Source organism: Collinsella sp. CLA-ER-H9 (genome assembly GCF_040092295.1).
GTDB lineage: Bacteria > Actinomycetota > Coriobacteriia > Coriobacteriales > Coriobacteriaceae > Collinsella.
The window spans coordinates 1-16,922 of sequence record NZ_JBBNLV010000012.1 but is presented as its reverse complement, the minus strand read 5'-3'; the positions used below and the strand labels follow the sequence as shown (position 1 = coordinate 16,922).

Genomic DNA, 16,922 nt, shown 5'->3' with positions numbered 1-16,922 from the left:
CGCCGCCGCGGTGTCCGGATTCGCCCGGATGCTGCGGCGGCGCTATACTTATGAGGTTTGAAGTACCTGTACCAAAAGGAGCTGTCGTGTCCCTTTCCATCGGTATCGTGGGCCTGCCCAACGTGGGCAAGTCGACGTTGTTCACCGCGCTTACCAAAAAGACCGGCCTTGCCGCCAACTACCCGTTTGCCACGATCGACCCCAACGTGGGTATCGTCGATGTGCCCGATAGCCGCCTGCAAAAGCTCGCCGACATCGTTAACCCCGGCCGCATTGTGCCGGCTACGGTCGAGTTCGTCGACATCGCTGGCCTGGTGAAGGGTGCCAACGAGGGCGAGGGCCTGGGCAACCAGTTCTTGGCAAACATCCGCGAGACCGACGCCATCTGCGAGGTCGTGCGCTACTTTAAGGACCCCAACGTTATGCGTGAGGTGGGCCGCACGGGCGAGTTCGTCGACCCCGCCGGTGACGCCGACACCATCATGACCGAGCTCATCCTGGCCGACATGGGCACGCTCGAGAAGCAACTGCCCAAGCTCGAGAAGGAGGCCAAGCGCGACAAGGAGCTCATGCCCAAGTTCGAGGTGGCCAAGCGCCTGCTTGCCTGGCTCAACGAGGGCAAGCGCGCCGCATCCATGGAGATGACCGACGAGGAGCGTGCTGCCGCCAAGGGCCTGTTCCTGCTCACCATGAAGCCCATCCTGTATGTGGCCAACGTGGACGAGGATATGCTCAACGAGGACCTGGCGCCCATCGATGGTGTCAAGCCGTTGCCGATCTGCGCCAAGATCGAGGCCGAGCTTTCCGAGCTCGATCCCGAGGACGCCGCCGACTACCTGGAGAGCCTGGGCCTGGAGCAGCCCGGTCTGGACGTGCTCGCGCAGGCGGCCTATAAGCTGCTCGGCCTGCAGTCGTTCTTTACGGCCGGCGAGATGGAGGTCAAGGCCTGGACGGTGCGTCAGGGCGCGACCGCCCCGCAGGCCGCCGGCGTCATCCACACCGATTTTGAACGCGGCTTTATTAAGGCCGAGGTCATTGGTTACGACGACTACATCGAGCTCGGTGGCGAGCAGGGCGCCAAGGCTGCCGGCAAGCTGCGCATCGAGGGCAAGGACTATGTCATGGCCGATGGCGACGTCGTGCACTTCCGCTTTAACGTGTAAGGGCGACGCATATGTTCAAATACGGCAAAAAAGCTGGCTACATGGGCATCGCGCTGCTGGTGCTTGCGGTGCTTCCGCTGGTGGTCGCAGCGTTTGTTATCCCCAACATTGGTCCCGAGGTGGCAACGAAGTTTAACGCAGCCGGCGAGGTGACGCGCTGGGGCAAGAGCTACGAGTTGCTGGCGCTGCCAGTGCTCAACCTGCTGCTGAGCGTGGCGACGTACTTTACGGCGGGACGCCAGGCTAAAAACAATGATGACTCCGACGCCATGGCGCGCATCGTGTGCGAGCGCTACTTGCGCAACGGCTGCATCACGGGCGTGTTCCTCAACGTAATCAACGTCTACTTTATGTACTCGGCGATTACCGGAACGGGCTTTGGCTTTGGTTTCTAGCTTGTCCTTTTAGGCAACGAGCCTGCACGCATATTCAATGGCTGCTGCGAGGCCGCCGCTCGATCGTGGTTTAAAGACCATGTCAGCGGCGGTCTCGTTTTCGTATCCGGCGCCGCGAAGGGCGAGTGCGATACCGGCTTCCAGGAGAAGAGGCAGACCGCGCTGGCTGGTTGCGATTACGGCAGCCTGATTGAGTGAGCAGCTGTGCGCTTGGCATCGGATGGCAAGTTCACCTTGCGCCGGGCAAGGGACCAGAACGGCGGCGACGCGACTTGATAGCAATGCAAATGCTGTGCGCTCATCGGGCGAAAGGCATTCTGCTTCAACGACGACGAGCTTGGGCGGTGCGCTGTTTGTGCGAGGCGTGGCTCGGTACATGCGGACCGAAGAACCCGACATAGAAAACTCCTGTGTATTCGGCAAAACGTAAACTATAGTTTACGTTTATGTTCGGCTCCATTTCAAACTCGGCTGCATGGACGAACGTGCGAAACAGATTCTTGGCAGGCGGGTCGAAGAGACACGCAGGGACCTTGGTATCTCCAAGGTTGATTTTTGTGTGGCAACAGGAATCAGCCGACCCTACCTCGACCGAATCGAAGGTGGGACGGCAAATTTCACGCTCAAGGTTTTATTTAAGATCGCGCCCGCACTCGGCATGACGGTGTCAGAACTTCTCGAAGGTATCGAATAGGGGATACCCGTCGACAACTGAATTACGCCATCGGGATGCGGTCGTGGTTGACTTGGCTGTAGAACAGACGCTGAATCTCGGTCGCATCACGTGACTGGCCGAGTGCCCACATGGTTTTGGCCACGAGCGTCTCGGTTGTCATATCGTCGCCGCGCAAAATACCCGGATGATCAGCGTAGGCGCGGCCGACCTCATAAACACCTAGGTCAAGGCCTTCCTCGGGGACCTGCGTGGTCATAACGACAGTGCGGCCCGAATCGACCCAGCGGAAAATTGCCTCCTGGAACGACTCACCGGACTCGCCAAACTCGGGGATACCGCCAATGCCAAAGGTCTCCAGGATTACAGCATCGTAGCTATTGGCAAGGGCATCGAGGATGCCCGGGTTTACGCCGGGCGTGAGCTTAAGGACAAACACGCGCGGGTCGATGCTGTCGTAGAAACGCACCGGGTTTTCGCCCTGATGCGTGCCGTGAAGCCCGTTGCGCACAATGCGGTCGTTGCGGATGTAGGCAATGGGCGGATAGTTGACGCTAATGAACGCGTTAAAGCTCATGGTGCGCTGCTTGCGGGCGCGCGTGCCGGCAATGGCTACGCCGCCAAACACGATGGAAACGTCGTGCGAGTGCTCGTCGAGCGCATAGAGCAGGCTCTGGTACAGGTTGAGCTTGGCGTCGGTAAAGGGGTTGCCCATGGGCTTTTGCGAGCCGGTGAGCACGATGGGCTTGGGGCTGTCCTGAATCAGGTAGGAAAGCGCTGCTGCGGTGTAGCTCATGGTGTCGGTGCCGTGCAGAATCACGAAGCCGTCGTGGTCGTCATAGCCTTCGACGATGACGTCGCGGATGCGCATCCAGTCGCTCGGGCGCATGTTGGTGCTGTCGATGTTCATGGGCTGCACGACGTCGAGCTCGCAGAGGCCCGAGATCTCGGGGACGCTCTGGGCGAGTTCCTCACCGGTCAGGGCGGGGGAGAGGCCGTTGCCGTCCTCGGTCGATGCGATGGTGCCGCCCGTGGCGATGAGAAGGATGCGCTTCATGCTGGTATTCCTATCGTATTTGCCGCCGCAGAGGCGGAGTCGTTCGGCAGTATTGTGGCACAGGGCGTCCAATGTTCAAACGTATTACATCATCTGTAGCGTTTGGTAACACTTCAATTGCCGTCAAATAGGGGCCCAGGTCGTGCGTTTGCCGTGCGCTGATGGCTGCGAGGGACGAGAAACCCCATATAACGTGTACACTATGAAAGTTATTTTTGTTCATTCACGCGGGTGGGCACCGGCTCCCCGCCAACAAGAGGGGGAAACCATGGATCAAAAGGCTTCCGCAAAGGTCCTCGTACTCGACTTTGGTGCGCAGTACGGTCAGCTCATTGCCCGTCGCGTCCGCGACCTCAACGTGTATTCCGAGATTGTGCCCTGCGACATCTCGGCCGATGAGATTCGCGAGATGAACGCCTCTGCGCTCATCCTTTCCGGCGGCCCGGCTTCCGTGTACGCCGAGGACGCTCCGTCCATCGATCCCGCCATCTTTGACCTGGGCCTTCCCGTCCTGGGCTTTTGCTACGGCCATCAGATCACGGCCGTGACGCTCGGCGGCAAGGTCGGCCATTCCGAGGTAGGCGAGTACGGCCGCGCCACCATCACGCGCAGGGCAGGCGCCAAGCTCTTTAACTCCACGCCCATGGAGCAGACCGTGTGGATGAGCCATCGCGATGCCGTTTCCGAGGTGCCCGAGGGCTTTACCGTTACCGCCAGCACCGACGTGTGCCCGGTCGCTGCCATGGAGTGCGTCGAGCGCAAGATTTTCACCACGCAGTTCCACCCCGAGGTCAAGCACTCCGAGTACGGTCAGCAGCTGCTGAGCAACTTCCTGTTTGAGATCTGCGGCCTGGAGCCCAACTGGAGCATGGACAACCTGGTCGAGACCATGACGGCCGAGTTCCGCGAGAAGGTCGGCGACGACCGCGTGATTCTGGCTCTGTCCGGTGGTGTCGACTCCTCCGTCGTGGCTGCGCTGGGCGCCCGCGCCGTGGGCAAGCAGATGACCTGCGTGTTCATCAACCACGGTCTGCTGCGCAAGGGCGAGCCCGAGCAGGTGGAGGAGGTCTTCACCAAGCAGTTTGACGTCGACTTTATCCATGTTCACGCCGAGGACCGTTATGCCGAGCTTCTGGCCGGCGTGACCGAGCCCGAGGAGAAGCGCCGTATCATCGGTACGCAGTTCTGGAAAGAGTTCTTCGCGGTTGCTCAGCAGCTCGAGACCGATGGCAAGCCGGTCAAGTACCTGGCTCAGGGCACCATCTACCCCGACATCATCGAGTCCGGCGCTCGCAAGACGGGCGGCAAGACGGCCACCATCAAGAGCCACCACAATCTGATTCCGTTCCCCGAGGGCGTACACTTCGATCTTATCGAGCCGCTCGACCACTTCTTTAAGGACGAGGTCCGCGCACTTGGTCTGGCACTGGGCCTGCCGGGTCACATCGTGTTCCGCCAGCCTTTCCCGGGCCCGGGTCTGGCCATCCGCATCATCGGCGCGGTCGACAAGGAGAAGCTCGAGATCCTCAAGAACGCCGACGCTATCGTGCGCGAGGAGCTCGACGCCTACAACCAGCGTCTGTTTGAGCAGACCGGCGAGCGCAACTCTGAGCACAGCTGCTGGCAGTATTTCGCGGTTCTGCCCGACATTAAGTCCGTCGGCGTTATGGGCGACGAGCGTACCTATCAGCGCCCGATCATCCTGCGTGCCGTCGAGTCCAGCGATGCCATGACCGCCGACTGGGCCAAGCTGCCCTACGACGTACTGGCCCGCATCTCCGGCCGTATCGTTGCCGAGGTTCCCGGCGCCAACCGCGTGTGCTATGACATCACGTCCAAGCCGCCTGCGACGATCGAGTGGGAATAACGTACATACGTTCGGTTATTTTATAGTACCAGGTAGCATGTGCAGTTTCAATTGAAGCTGCACATGCTACTGCATATGGGTCAATGTCGGCATCAATGCCCGCGATGCTTCTGATTGCACCTCAGCGTTCGTCGCCCGAAACGCTCCTCCACCTCTTCCGCGCGGCATCGTACCTTCCCTCCTCGGCGCGCTTCGCCAACCCAACACAAAATTGACCATCGTAATATACAGTCAGGGTTGACGACAAGCTGATCTGCATGGTTGATTCCCCCTTTATGTAGACGACCATGCAGACAAGGGGCAACCGAGGAGACGGGTTGCTGATGCAAACTCCTGCATGCCCGCCACTACCCGACGGAGACCGTGTTTTGTTTCCAGTGGCCGCGCTGAAGGACGCCGGAATCATCCAGAGCATGTCCAAGAAGATCGATACTCTCAGCACCAGAACATGACCGTGCTAAATGAAGATTTTTTCGACTTTTACAGGAAGAATGAGTCTTCGCAGTTTGATCTCATAATTGGCAATCCTCCGTACATTAGGTATCAGTATCGCGAAAGCACCCAGCGCTCTCCCTATCCTCGATATTGACCTCGCACAACATGAAAGCAAACAAGCTGGTCAAACAAGCTAGTTAATGCTTGGGTTGGATTTGTAGTCGCTTGTACCGATATGCTTCGTAATGATGGAACTCTGGCCTTTGTTATTCCAGCCGAAGTCATTCAAGTTGCGTACGCGCAAGACCTACGATTGTTTTTATCAACACATTTTTCGAGTATTACTTTGCTCACATTCGAGGTGCTTGTCTTTCCTGAAATTGAACAAGAAGTGCTCGTGTTTGTTGGAAAAAGGGGAACCGATGACGGCAAAATCCGTGAAATTGAGTCAAAGACATAGAGACTTTGTCGAAACGTGACATCTCCACTATTCCATTTCAGCCAATAAGGCGCGTTCATGAAAAATGGATGAAGTGTTTCATTGGCGCTGAAGATGCCAAAGTTCTATTTGAAATTAAGCGAGACTCGAGATCCGTGCATTTTTCGGACGTCGCTCTAATCAACGTGGGCATAACGACAGGAAGCAACAGGTTTTCTCTCTCTCGACGACAACACCTCTTACAAGTATGAACTGGATTGTTGCCATGCCGCCAATTGGCAGAAGTTCGCGTGCATCGAGAATTAGATTCGAGGAGCACGACTGGAAAGAGAACAGGGCTGTAGGAAAGAGGTCTCGACTACTCGTCCTTAAACCCAATCAGTGCGGCATGCTGAACCCCGTTCAGCATGCCGTACCTTGACGAAGGTGAAGAGAATGGCGAGCACGCAGAATATAAATGCTCGATAAGCGGCAGCTGGTATTCCGTCCCATCCGTATGGGTTCCCGACGCTTTTTTCTTAAGGCGTAACAACCTGTATCCGAAGTTTGTTCTCAATGCATGTTCCGCGGTTTCCACCGACACGATGCATAGAATGAAATTCAACGATGGCTTCAATCATGAAATTGCGCTATTGGCGTACTACAATAGCATTGACTTTGCTTTCATTGAGCTATGCGGACGAAGCTATAGTGGCGATGTTCTGGAAATCCTCCCGAAGGAAGTTGGAAGCGCGATGCTCCCTGATTTGTTTTCCCTGGAATTCGAAGAGGGGCAATAGAGGAATACCTGCATTTCATCGATGGCGCGACACGCTCCAACCCGAACATAGGAGTTGTTTTTGGACCGTATTGATTCCGAGATCCTTGTTAATCGACTTGGACTAGCACTCGAAATGTGCAATCCCGCCGACGAGTTTGGAAAACACCCCAGAAAAGGCGTCTACTCAGAGCAGAATAGTCTCCTTATCCAATAAGTATCGAAAAGACTCACAGAGGCAAAGATGGCAATATCAGCACCAAAATCAAATGACACGAATCTTTCCGATTTGCTGTTCAGCATTCATAAGGGAGAGACACAGCTTCCCGACTTCCAACGCAAATGGACCTGGGACGATAATCGAATTAGAAGCTTGCTCGCAAGCCTTTCGCAAGGTTATCCAATGGGCGCATTGATGCAACTTGAATATGGCGGCTCGGAGGTTAAATTCAAATATCGCACCATCGAAGGAGCTCCTTCCTCAGAAGCAACACCTCGTTATTTAGTTATGGACGGTCAGCAGCGTTTGACTTCGATGTATCGATCCCTGTACGGGAAGGATGCAGTTGCTACAACCAACGACAAACGCGTCGCCATCTCACGTCTCTATTATCTGGACATGAACACTTGCCTTGATCCGGAAGCTGATAGGTATGACGCCATTGTTTCCGTTCCCGAGGACAGGAGAATTAAGGAGAATTTCGATCGAGACGTCAAGCTCGACTTATCTACCCGTGAACTCGAATATGAACATGAGATGTACCCTGCAAACATCCTTTTTGACTCCAGCGCTGCAACGCAATGGCTTCTTGGATACATGGCTTTCCACCAATCATCTCCGGATGCTATGGCCAAGTTCAACAAGTTCCAGCAAGATGTCATCGAGACAATCACCTCATATAGACTTCCTGTAATAACCATGGATAAAAGCACGCCGCGCGAGGCTGTTTGCAAGGTATTCGAGAACGTCAATACCGGAGGCGTATCCCTCACCGTATTCGAGCTCGTTACTGCCACTTTTGCCACATACGAGTTTGACCTCCGGGGCGATTGGGAAGCCAACAAGCGCCGAATCCATGCGCTCGACAAGGACATTCGCACCGACGTTACGGAAAGTGTGGACGAAACCGCGTTCCTGACCACAGTGACACTGTTCACGAACTACAAGCGCAAACGCGATGGTTTGAGTGGAGCCGTCAGCTGCAAAAAGAAAGACGTGCTGGACCTGCGATTCGAGGATTATCAGGCAAACAAGGAAGTCGTCATCGAGGGCTATGAGCTTGCTCGCGAATTTTTGCTATCGCAGTCCGTATTTAGGAAGCGCGATCTTCCATACACAACCCAGATCATTCCATTGGCTGCAATTGCAGGCTACGTGGGCTCCAAGCTGTTCAAAGACCCTAAGAGTCAGAAAATTGTTGCGCGCTGGTTCTGGTGCGGAATCTTCGGTGAGATGTATGGCGGCTCGAACGAAACCCGCTACTGCTATGACATCGAGGATGTAGTCGCTGAAATTGAAGGCGCTGAATCCGAGATGCGCACCGTGAACGATGCCCACTTCCAATCCACCCGACTTTTGGGACTCCAGTCGAGGCAATCGGCAGCATATAAGGGAATCATGGCTCTTCTCTATAAGGGTAAGGGTCTAGATTTCATGCGTGGTATATCCATCGATATCGTGAACAGCATGGAAACGGCTCCTGATATCCATCACGTCTTTCCGCAGAGCTACTGCGAAAAGATGGGGTACGACAGGCAGAAATGGAATTCTGTCATTAATAAGACGCCCCTACTTCCTGAATCGAATAGAGAAATCGGAGGTGCAGCTCCTAGCGTCTATTCAGCGAAAATCCTCAAGAAGGCTGATATCGAACAAGATGAGCTTCGTAATCGAATCGAGTCGAACCTCATCGCATGGGACGCCTTTATTGTGGATGATTTCGACGCTTATTTCAAAGCTCGTGCTATTGCCTTGCTTGATGCGATTGAGCTTGCTATGGGCAAATCTATCTCCGACAGAAGCACAGAGGAAACGATAAAGAGATTTGGTTGTTCGCTGGAATAACAAGTTATTAGAGTTTGTATTATTCACGGAAAGAAGGCTTGATGACCGATTTCGAAGCTTTGCAGCAGTTATGCAACACAGCCGATCAGTTGTCCAATAGGTATACCAGCGCTAGCTCGCCTGACTTCAAAGCATGGAAGACGAAAGCCGATAGGCTTTTGATAAGGCGATTCGGCGAAGACAGCTACGAATTCAAGAGCTTTAATAAAATCAGTTATTCTCTGTCTCTCTTCACTATCAGCACACCTGACTCAGCGTTCGTTGAAGCTTGCACAAGCGGCCTGCGAAAGGCGAAGGCCGTACTTGAAACATACCTCGATGAATTTTCGGACCAGGAGGAGTCTGCATCGATAACAAACATAGGTGACTTCTCGAAAGTATTCATTGTTCATGGTCATGACGGAGAACTTCGAGAGAGAGTTGCAAGAATCATCGAAAGGCAGGGCTTGAAAGCGATAATTCTAAACGAGCAATCAAACCACGGTCAGACAATCATTGAGAAATTAGAGACAGAAGGAAACGCCGCTGGTGCCGTATGTCTCTTTACCGCAGACGATGAGGGAAAATCACGTGTTGAACAATCAGCAAGGCCCAGGGCACGACAGAATGTCGTCTTTGAAGCAGGATACTTTATCGGTCGGCTGGGCCGAGAGAACGTCACCATCCTCGTAGATAAAGGAATCGAAATCCCCTCCGATCTTCAAGGCGTCGTATATACCGGAACAGATAATTGGGAATTCAGACTCCTGAAAGAGTTGAGATCGATGGGATACTCCATTGATCTCAACAAGATGGACTTCTAACTAATCCAGTAAGCCATTCTTCGCGCGATAAACTTTCGCTTCATAATGCGTTCGCCGTTTGATCAGGAGCAAATCGTGACCCACTGTGGCTCACGAAACCGCCCTGCCCCGCCCCGAAATCTGTGATCCAAATTTGACCCCATGGACTCGCGGCCATTTTTGAGACTGGATGCAAATGGGACAAACTGCAACAAACTGGAGGCAGTTTTTTTAACCATCGAGTGGGCGTGAGCGATATTCGTTGATTTCAAGCCCTCGACCTGCGAGAACAGGTCGAGGTTTCTTATTTTGTAACCTTTGCGGTTTCGCGCCCCGTGAACAGGGGACGTAGCACTGTTCACGTTTGGGCCCATGTCGGCACCGACCATTGCCCGCGCTGCTTCTGCTTGCGCTTCAGCTTCCGCCGCTCGAAGCACGTCGCTTGGAGTTCCCCGCCAGGGGAGAGCTAACCGTTCCTTGCGAAACCGCGAGACCACCTATATCCGCTTGCTGCGGGCTTGCTTGAGCCAGTTCCTCTTGAAAGAGCCTATACCTCCGAAGAACTTGTTGTACGTCTCACCGTTCTCCTTGGCCTCGTACTTGACCAAGGCAAGTTCGATAGTGCAGAGGTAATCCGCAACTTGCTCGAGGCGGTAGTCGGTCATCGAGGTCTTACGGCGTCGGACGACCCCTTTTGAGAGGACCTTGCCCACCGAGCGGTCGAGCGCCTGCTTGACAATGTCCTGACCGTTGTCGTAATAGACCTTCACATCGTCGAAGGATTGAAAGAAGCCCAGGTGTTCAATCATGGCAGAGGAGATATCGTGCCCCATACGCTCCATTAGCCTTGTCGGGTCTTCGAACTGGCTGCGGCGGTAGACGAACGTAATATAGGAAATGGGAAGTTTGCGGACGAACGAGGAGAAGTAGGCGAGCATCACCTTGCGCTGCTCGATGTTAAGAAACTCATAATCCTTGTGCCCGTTCATGAGAGGCTCGGAGTGAAACGGAATGTTAGGGAGATCGGCCCTGGCAAGCTTGGCCTCATAGCCCGTGACCGCCTCGGCGATGCTGTCTGCCTGGTCGTGAAAGACGAGTGTGAGCAGGTAGTAGCGAGCTTTGCCGCTGCGGTCGCCGCTCTCGTCGACGAAGATGCTGAGCTCCTTGGCCAATGGGGACTCCTAATGGAATGGATAAAAAAATAGCCGGGGGACTCCCCCGGCACTTGGAGGTAGCTTAATGAGCCACCAATAATCTTATAGCATGCTCTGACGGTGAGTGCAAGGGGGGGCGAGCCGGTACATGGCGTCGCGGCTTATGCGCAGCATCGCGCGCCTCGTCGGCGCCGAATATCGCGTTAGTCGATGTGATGAGCCTCACCTGGCTCCTGCTAATGCTCTTTGTCATGGTCGTCCTCGAGTTCCTTTCGTTTCAAGGCTCCCTCGCGTGCCCGGCCGCGGGCGGCTCCCGGGGCGGTCGCCGCCGTCATTTCCTGCCGAGCCTGTACGAGTCGATCTCTCCCGACCAGATGAGGTCGTACGCCTTGTTTCGGCTCGCCCTCATGTACTCCTGCATCTCGATCACCGTCATCCATTCGTCCCGATCTCGGCTTCCCTCGGGCGCGGCGCATTCGGCTGTGCGTGCCATGGTTCCTCCAATCTTCCCGTGCGGCACCGCGCGAGGACACCGCACGACACCGTGTGCCTTTTCGTCTGCACGACGATTGAACCGCCTGATGGCGATTGGTGAGCACGGCAGGAGCGGAGACGGGTCGAAGTGGGTCGAGCTGGTCGTGCCTTCACGAAACGGCCATGAGCCGCGTGCCTTAGCTCGCAGCTAAGTCCCTGAAAAGTAAAAGGCACCCATGCGGGCGCCTGCCTAGTAGCTGGAGTTGTTCGGTTGTGGTCGGAATGCTCGTCTTCCGCGGTGCTGTCGTCCGGGGTCCGGCATCTGTCGTTCGCCTCTTCTGTCGTGTTTGATGTTGCGTGTTCTGCGAGCGACCTTGTGCAGGTTCTTCAACCCGTTGCCCCAGGTGCACCCGGATAAATGGTACCCATCCGTTGGGACACGACCTGCTGTGGTTGTCATTTCGGACGAATGGGAGCAGACGAACGGCGCGAGGATGCGAGCCGAATTCGAGTTAGTCAATATTGGCTTTTGAATCGGACCGATTGGGATTGCCTCATTGCCGGCAGCTCTTCGAGTCCAATCGTGAAATAGCTGCATCCAGTGCGGCTTTGTAGCCCTCTGATGCTGCTTCGTAATCTTGGATATAGGATTCTAGGTCGGAGGCGACGGCATTCGGGAAGCTCTCGACCCACCGTTTCCCCTTAGGCTTCGCCAGCCTCACCGCGCCGTCCATCCCGAATAGCCACCTGTAAAAGGTCGGAGACGGCATCGCGCTGACGCAGGCGTAGCCGATGACGTTTCTTTCGTCGCTCTCGTCGATGTGACAGAATTTGAGGTCGTGGCCGAACCTTTCGTAAACGTACTTGGCATGAGTGCCGGATACTTCCAGGAACAGCTTTCTGGCGGTGCCCGAGCCGAACATGTCGACCCGCTGGCGCGTGTCCGCGACCACGCGCGTCCTCAGCGCCTCTACCTTATCCCGATCCGACACCGGTTTTCCGGTGACAACCGGGTCCGCGATATCGTCTAGTCGGTAGAAGTAGGGACTGGGGGAACCGCCTTCGTCGATATGCATGCTCTCGAGATAGTAGCGGCCGAAGCTGAACACGATCGCCACCGGGTCCTCCTCGTACGGCCCAATCTTTACGGTCGATCCGTTCATCAGGTGAACCTGCTTCTTGAAGGCGAGCCTTTCGTTCATGCGGATCGCTCGGGATGCGGCATGGAGGACGTTGAAAATCGCGTCGGTGTCCCTGCCGGCCTTGCGGTCGACGAACACGGTCTCCACGCTTTCGTCGACGTCATAGTCGGAGGAGAATGCGAGCACCTTCGAGGAGATCTTGTCCTTCCGCCCCTCGCCGATGAAGGAGCTCGTCCCCAGCACGTCCGAGATGAGGATCGCCTCCTCGGATGACAGGGGTTTGTTTACGGCCCTGAACCCGACGTTCTCGCCGTGGCCAGGTATCGCCATGCGGATTCCCATGGGCATGCTTTCGCTTATCTGGTGCAGGTCCTTGAGAATGGCGTTCTCCGACGTCGGCCTCTCGGAGCAGATGCCTATGACGCGCGCGATTTCCGATGCGGATATGCCCGTCCTCTCATCGGTGAAGCGGACGAGGAGGTCGAGGACGGACAGGATCCTGCTTCTCGATGTGCCGCTCGCCGCGAATCCGGCTTCCTTTAACTCGGAGATCTCCTCCTCGGTGAATGTCCTAGACATTGCAGGTCCTCCATAAACAGCTTTATTGCCTATGAAATTGTAGGCAATCCAAACCAGTCAGAGGAGACGAAATTCCGATGGCGGTTGAAAATAAGGGTCGAAGCAATGGAAGAGAGAGTAGGGAGCCAACTATGAACGACGCCGGACGGGCGGTGAACGCCCCGACGATTTCGTCAGCCGATGCCGTAGCGGAGGCGGCGTGCGATAACGGAAGGAGGATCCTCGGCTTTTCGCCGGAGCAGCTGATCGCCGCTTGCGGTCTGGCCTTGATGGGCATCGCTGTTTTAGTCGGGTCGAACTACAGCCTCTCTATCGCCAAAGGTGATTTCAGGCTTGATCTGCGCCCTGCGTGCTAGGCGATGCGCCCACGCGGAAGCAACAACCGCTGTTGTGGGACGCGGCGTCGTCGACGCGTGACGCGCCCCAAGGAATTAACTCTCGATTCGAATGATAGGAGACGATATGGAATGCAATGATTTCCCCGAAGTTGGCACCAGGTTGACGTACGGGGAGGCGATCCCCGTTTACGATCGCTTCGAGCGGTCGATGCTCGAGAAGGCGTACGGGGCCGGGCTCCTGCCCGCGGCGGGGCTGTACGACCTGCTCTGGCAGCTTGAGTCGCTCGCGCAGAAGTTCGGAATCGAGGGCAAGGGGGGCCTTCTCAAGGCTCAAGAAGGAGATTCGGTCGTTTTCGAGCGAGAGGACCGCTCTGGCGAACGGGGTGAACGGCGAGAGGTTCTACCTTTTGCAGAACCAATCGGCGCTCAAGCAGCATGATGAGACTCATCTTTTCAAGGTCGGAATCGACGGAAACAAGCTTGCTGATGACCTCGACGAAGCTCTCGAGCTGCTTTCGAAAGAGGCCTCAAAGAGCGACGAGTACGGCGATACGTATTCGCGCGACTGGATGGAGCGAGCTTCCGACAAGCAAGAAAAAGACCCTTTCTTGAAATGGGCCGGAATCGGGTTTTGCGCGATGATGGTCTGCCTCGGAATCTCGATGCTCGTCCATTCGGTCTTCCAGATCGGCTTCTGCTCCAAGTGGTTTCTCTGATGCGGAAGCTGGCAACTAGGACGACCGTCGTTCAGGTCATCAACTCATAGACGCGTCAACGTGGGGCTTCTCGTTTCGTCGATAGATGACGGAGATGTTTGACCTGCGAATTTGCCACCAGCGTGCAAGCCACGGCGCTGCCTCACCTGCGGTTACGGACTGGTGGCTTGCGCCCGGGAAGGCATGAACCCTACGGACATTCCTCGCGCTCCCGCCCTTAAAACCGGCCACGATGGTCTTTAGGGCGGGAGCGCGAGGTCCACGCCCTGGGTTCGAAGTCACTCTGCGCTCGTGTCCCCAAGGTAATTTCCGTCTCTGTAGATGACCTTTTGAGGCCCCATGAGCTTCAGCCCCTCACCGCAGATAATCAGCATCCCTTGTTCAACCAATGAGGGAAGACGGTCAGTTGGGTACGAGATATCGTAACGCTTATGCGATCCGATTCTCTTGAAGTACACACCCGAGAACGATTGGGCTTTTCCATATCGGTCGGGATCGGATTCTTCGTCGTCGGGGCAAGCAAACAAGGCGGCCTCGGGGGAATCGTCGCCATCGAGATAAAAAACGGGAAACTCAAGAGGATTGCCTTTAGGAACGGCCGCCGATGCCACGTAGTTGCAGAGCTTCCACTCCTCGCTTTTCTGCACGCAATCGCTTTCGATGCCGAGGAGGCTTCGCATTTCAGTATCGATGCTGTAAGAACCTAGGACTAAGTAGAAAGCCAAGAGGACTGACGACCGGGCGCTTTCCATCTCGGTCCAATCGTAGAGATTGTCTTTGTGAGCAATGCCGTTCCTCATCGTTCGAGCGCTTTGGAGTGCGCGAATTATCGACTCGTACGTATCCTCGCTTATCGCCGTATCGAGAAGGTCTTCATTGCGGCTGTACAGCTGCTGCTTCTCGCAAACATAGTCGCCGAAGAACCTTGTGAGCCTACCGAGGTCTAAGACATATTCGAAACCATCCGTGAAAAGCTCATCGTTGATTTCGATTTCTCCGTCCTTGACTTCTATGTGTCGCGATTTGTCGGGAACGCCATCTCTTTTCGCAGGCAGGTAGTAAGGGTTTTCTCCGAGCTTTTTGCCGTAGTAAATACGCCTACTCTTCGATTTCGAAGTCTTATGTATGGCGTAAAGAAATCTGTACAGGAATTGTTCGAGCGATTTGAAGTACTCCAACGCGATGGGGGCGAAATCTATGCATCCTGCATGCGTTAAAGAATCCCTTAGCCATTCTGCGGTCTGGAAGCTTACTGCGAAATCCGTGTCACCGGTCAACGCCGAGTATCTGCCGTCTACGACAAAGCTCTTGTCTATGGCCATTCTCTGTTCGGACCCCAATTCCACGTCTGGTTTGTAGCCGATCAGACGGTCTCGGATGTCTCTCCTGAAATGGCCCATGCGCAAATGGTTAAGCGATTTGGTTATGCTCAAGCCATAGTAGGAACGCGCTTTCTGCCTAAGCTCAACCACAGCCTCCTCGAATTTGTCGAACTCCTCTTGTGGAAAGAACAGGCGGAAGAACTCTTTACCCGAGATGTAGGGCGTAGCGTCCTTCACCGACTCGTAATTGAGAACCTCCCTCTTCGCTCCGTCCATAACCAAAGAGACGTAGGTGATTTTCGATACCCCAAAGTTTTCCCTCAGCGAATCCTCAAGCTCTTTCGGGAGACTCTGGTCTAATCCAGGTTCCTTGAATACAAAAACGCTCGGGGAGCCATCGACATCCACCTTGATTATGCGGACCACCCTCTTGCTCGCTTTGAGGACGGTCGGCCCGGCTAGGCCGTCTTTTGGGAGATATTGGTAAGCATCGCTTCTGCGAACGCGGGCACGTAGTGTTATGTATCCATATTCTGTAAGAAGCATGAAAATCGACTCGCAAATCAGTCGATACATGCACTCATTGGCTCTGTCCATGATGAAGGTATAGTTAAGCCGTTCGGACCCTGAGACATTGCATAGATTTTCAGGTATTAAAGAGGTTCCTCCCCTCGACTCGGAATAGCCGCTTTCATCCCTCCAGCCATCTCGAATTTTCTTCAACTCGCTTAAGCCTTCTCCAAGAAGGAATTCTTTGTAGATCGGTTCGCTATTCATCCAATACCTCGTTTTCTCTGCGTGTTTACAGCCTTGCACGAGCGAATCGCTCCCATAGGCGTATCGCGGACCGCATATGAAAAAGGAGGCTACGGAGGCGGGCCAAAAGTGCTGGCTCGGGCCATGCCGCCGTCACCTATATTTTCAGGCTCCATTGCCTGCGTTGGATGGCATTATCTCACCGCGTTGCCTCGGGAGCCATCCCGTGCGGCGGACAAAGGCAAACCCAGGGGCAGTTAGTGGAGAAGCCGCTATTAGGCCCCTAATCGCGAAAGCGGTTCAACTCATGAGTAAGCCACCTGAGACTACTCACTTTTCCCACGAATGGCGAAGGGTCGCGACCTGGGGTTTTGCAAATGGCGCGCAAACCACCCGCGCTGATTCACTTACTATGGCCGGGAGGTCAGCAAAAACAGTTCTTTGTCAGAAAGGATTTACGAGGTCTGCGCCGAGAGAGACAGTCTAAAGGGAAAGGTCAGGGACTACGAGCGGGTCAGGCGGGCCATTGGCACGGAACAGGCGGACAGAATATTAGAGGCCGCTTACCAGCAGGAACAGGCTGAAAAGGAACGGAAACGGGCCGCAAGGCAAAAAACAAGGGTAGGCGCACGGTAATCACCAAAACCGGAGGGTGTTCCAGTGAATGCCCTCCTGATTTATTGGTTGATTTCCAATCTCAGCCGAACACATTGAGCAAATAGCCCATTCCCGCAGTTAGCCGAACGCCCCCGCGGCCCCTCCCGGGGTCCGGGGGCGGCATTTTCCCAGTTGAAGGAACGGTGGAGAT

The 16,922-nt window shown here is 55.1% G+C and carries 15 protein-coding genes; 10 read left to right on the top strand and 5 right to left on the bottom strand.

Going from position 1 to position 16,922, the window contains the following annotated elements; translation table 11 throughout:
• The first annotated feature begins 86 nt into the window (after positions 1 to 86).
• Both ychF and AAAX73_RS07445 read left to right on the top strand, forming a co-directional pair.
• The gene (gene ychF / locus AAAX73_RS07450) at positions 87 to 1,163 is read left to right on the top strand and encodes a redox-regulated ATPase YchF (RefSeq protein ID WP_055309950.1); all 1,077 of its coding nucleotides are present in this window, start codon (positions 87 to 89) and stop codon (positions 1,161 to 1,163) included.
• A gap of 11 nt (positions 1,164 to 1,174) precedes the next feature.
• Entirely contained in the window at positions 1,175 to 1,558 is a 384-nt protein-coding gene (locus tag AAAX73_RS07445; RefSeq protein ID WP_349125538.1) for a DUF1648 domain-containing protein, read from the top strand.
• Between the two features lie 9 nt (positions 1,559 to 1,567).
• On the opposite strand, the gene AAAX73_RS07440 is transcribed toward AAAX73_RS07445, so the two are convergent.
• The gene (locus AAAX73_RS07440; protein WP_349125537.1) at positions 1,568 to 1,957 is read right to left on the bottom strand and encodes a hypothetical protein; all 390 of its coding nucleotides are present in this window, start codon (positions 1,955 to 1,957) and stop codon (positions 1,568 to 1,570) included.
• Between the two features lie 76 nt (positions 1,958 to 2,033).
• Here AAAX73_RS07440 and AAAX73_RS07435 point away from each other — a divergent pair, with 76 nt between their 5' ends.
• Positions 2,034 to 2,252 (top strand): helix-turn-helix transcriptional regulator, encoded by a 219-nt coding sequence (locus tag AAAX73_RS07435; protein WP_349125536.1) that lies wholly within the window; start codon positions 2,034 to 2,036, stop codon positions 2,250 to 2,252.
• 22 nt (positions 2,253 to 2,274) lie between these two features.
• Here the strand turns inward: AAAX73_RS07435 and AAAX73_RS07430 are convergent, their stop codons facing one another.
• A complete protein-coding gene (locus tag AAAX73_RS07430) occupies positions 2,275 to 3,288 on the bottom strand; it encodes an asparaginase (RefSeq protein ID WP_349125535.1) in 1,014 nt (337 codons plus the stop codon).
• 268 nt (positions 3,289 to 3,556) lie between these two features.
• Here AAAX73_RS07430 and guaA point away from each other — a divergent pair, with 268 nt between their 5' ends.
• From guaA to AAAX73_RS07410, 4 genes are all read left to right on the top strand, one after another.
• Positions 3,557 to 5,155 carry a glutamine-hydrolyzing GMP synthase gene (guaA, locus tag AAAX73_RS07425; RefSeq protein WP_349125534.1) on the top strand — a complete coding sequence of 533 codons (1,599 nt, stop codon included), beginning with the start codon at positions 3,557 to 3,559 and terminating at the stop codon, positions 5,153 to 5,155.
• A 1,467-nt stretch (positions 5,156 to 6,622) separates the two neighbouring features.
• On the top strand, positions 6,623 to 6,808 hold the full coding sequence (locus tag AAAX73_RS07420; RefSeq protein ID WP_349103169.1) for a hypothetical protein: 186 nt from the start codon (positions 6,623 to 6,625) through the stop codon (positions 6,806 to 6,808).
• Positions 6,809 to 7,030: 222 nt separating this feature from the next.
• The gene (locus AAAX73_RS07415; RefSeq protein ID WP_349103168.1) at positions 7,031 to 8,851 is read left to right on the top strand and encodes a DUF262 domain-containing protein; all 1,821 of its coding nucleotides are present in this window, start codon (positions 7,031 to 7,033) and stop codon (positions 8,849 to 8,851) included.
• Positions 8,852 to 8,892: 41 nt separating this feature from the next.
• Positions 8,893 to 9,654, top strand: coding sequence for a nucleotide-binding protein (locus tag AAAX73_RS07410; protein WP_349125533.1), 762 nt, complete (start codon positions 8,893 to 8,895; stop codon positions 9,652 to 9,654).
• A 476-nt stretch (positions 9,655 to 10,130) separates the two neighbouring features.
• Here the strand turns inward: AAAX73_RS07410 and AAAX73_RS07405 are convergent, their stop codons facing one another.
• Positions 10,131 to 10,805: a DUF3800 domain-containing protein gene (locus AAAX73_RS07405; RefSeq protein WP_349125532.1), complete on the bottom strand. Its 675-nt coding sequence runs from the start codon at positions 10,803 to 10,805 to the stop codon at positions 10,131 to 10,133.
• A gap of 1,010 nt (positions 10,806 to 11,815) precedes the next feature.
• Complete coding sequence (locus tag AAAX73_RS07400; protein ID WP_124785971.1) at positions 11,816 to 12,982, bottom strand: WYL domain-containing protein; 1,167 nt, start codon at positions 12,980 to 12,982, stop codon at positions 11,816 to 11,818.
• Between the two features lie 131 nt (positions 12,983 to 13,113).
• On the opposite strand from AAAX73_RS07400, the gene AAAX73_RS07395 reads away from it, so the two are divergent.
• The 3 genes from AAAX73_RS07395 to AAAX73_RS07385 all read left to right on the top strand — a co-directional run bounded on the left by AAAX73_RS07395 (position 13,114) and on the right by AAAX73_RS07385 (position 14,036).
• On the top strand, positions 13,114 to 13,338 hold the full coding sequence (locus AAAX73_RS07395) for a hypothetical protein (RefSeq protein WP_096227031.1): 225 nt from the start codon (positions 13,114 to 13,116) through the stop codon (positions 13,336 to 13,338).
• Positions 13,339 to 13,444: 106 nt separating this feature from the next.
• Positions 13,445 to 13,759 carry a hypothetical protein gene (locus AAAX73_RS07390; protein WP_124785972.1) on the top strand — a complete coding sequence of 105 codons (315 nt, stop codon included), beginning with the start codon at positions 13,445 to 13,447 and terminating at the stop codon, positions 13,757 to 13,759.
• Positions 13,704 to 14,036: a hypothetical protein gene (locus tag AAAX73_RS07385; RefSeq protein WP_250787847.1), complete on the top strand. Its 333-nt coding sequence runs from the start codon at positions 13,704 to 13,706 to the stop codon at positions 14,034 to 14,036. The genes AAAX73_RS07390 and AAAX73_RS07385 overlap by 56 nt, the downstream gene beginning before the upstream one ends.
• Before the next feature lie 278 nt (positions 14,037 to 14,314).
• Here AAAX73_RS07385 and AAAX73_RS07380 read toward each other — a convergent pair whose 3' ends face one another.
• Complete coding sequence (locus AAAX73_RS07380) at positions 14,315 to 16,135, bottom strand: hypothetical protein (RefSeq protein ID WP_349125531.1); 1,821 nt, start codon at positions 16,133 to 16,135, stop codon at positions 14,315 to 14,317.
• Positions 16,136 to 16,922: the final 787 nt, after the last annotated feature.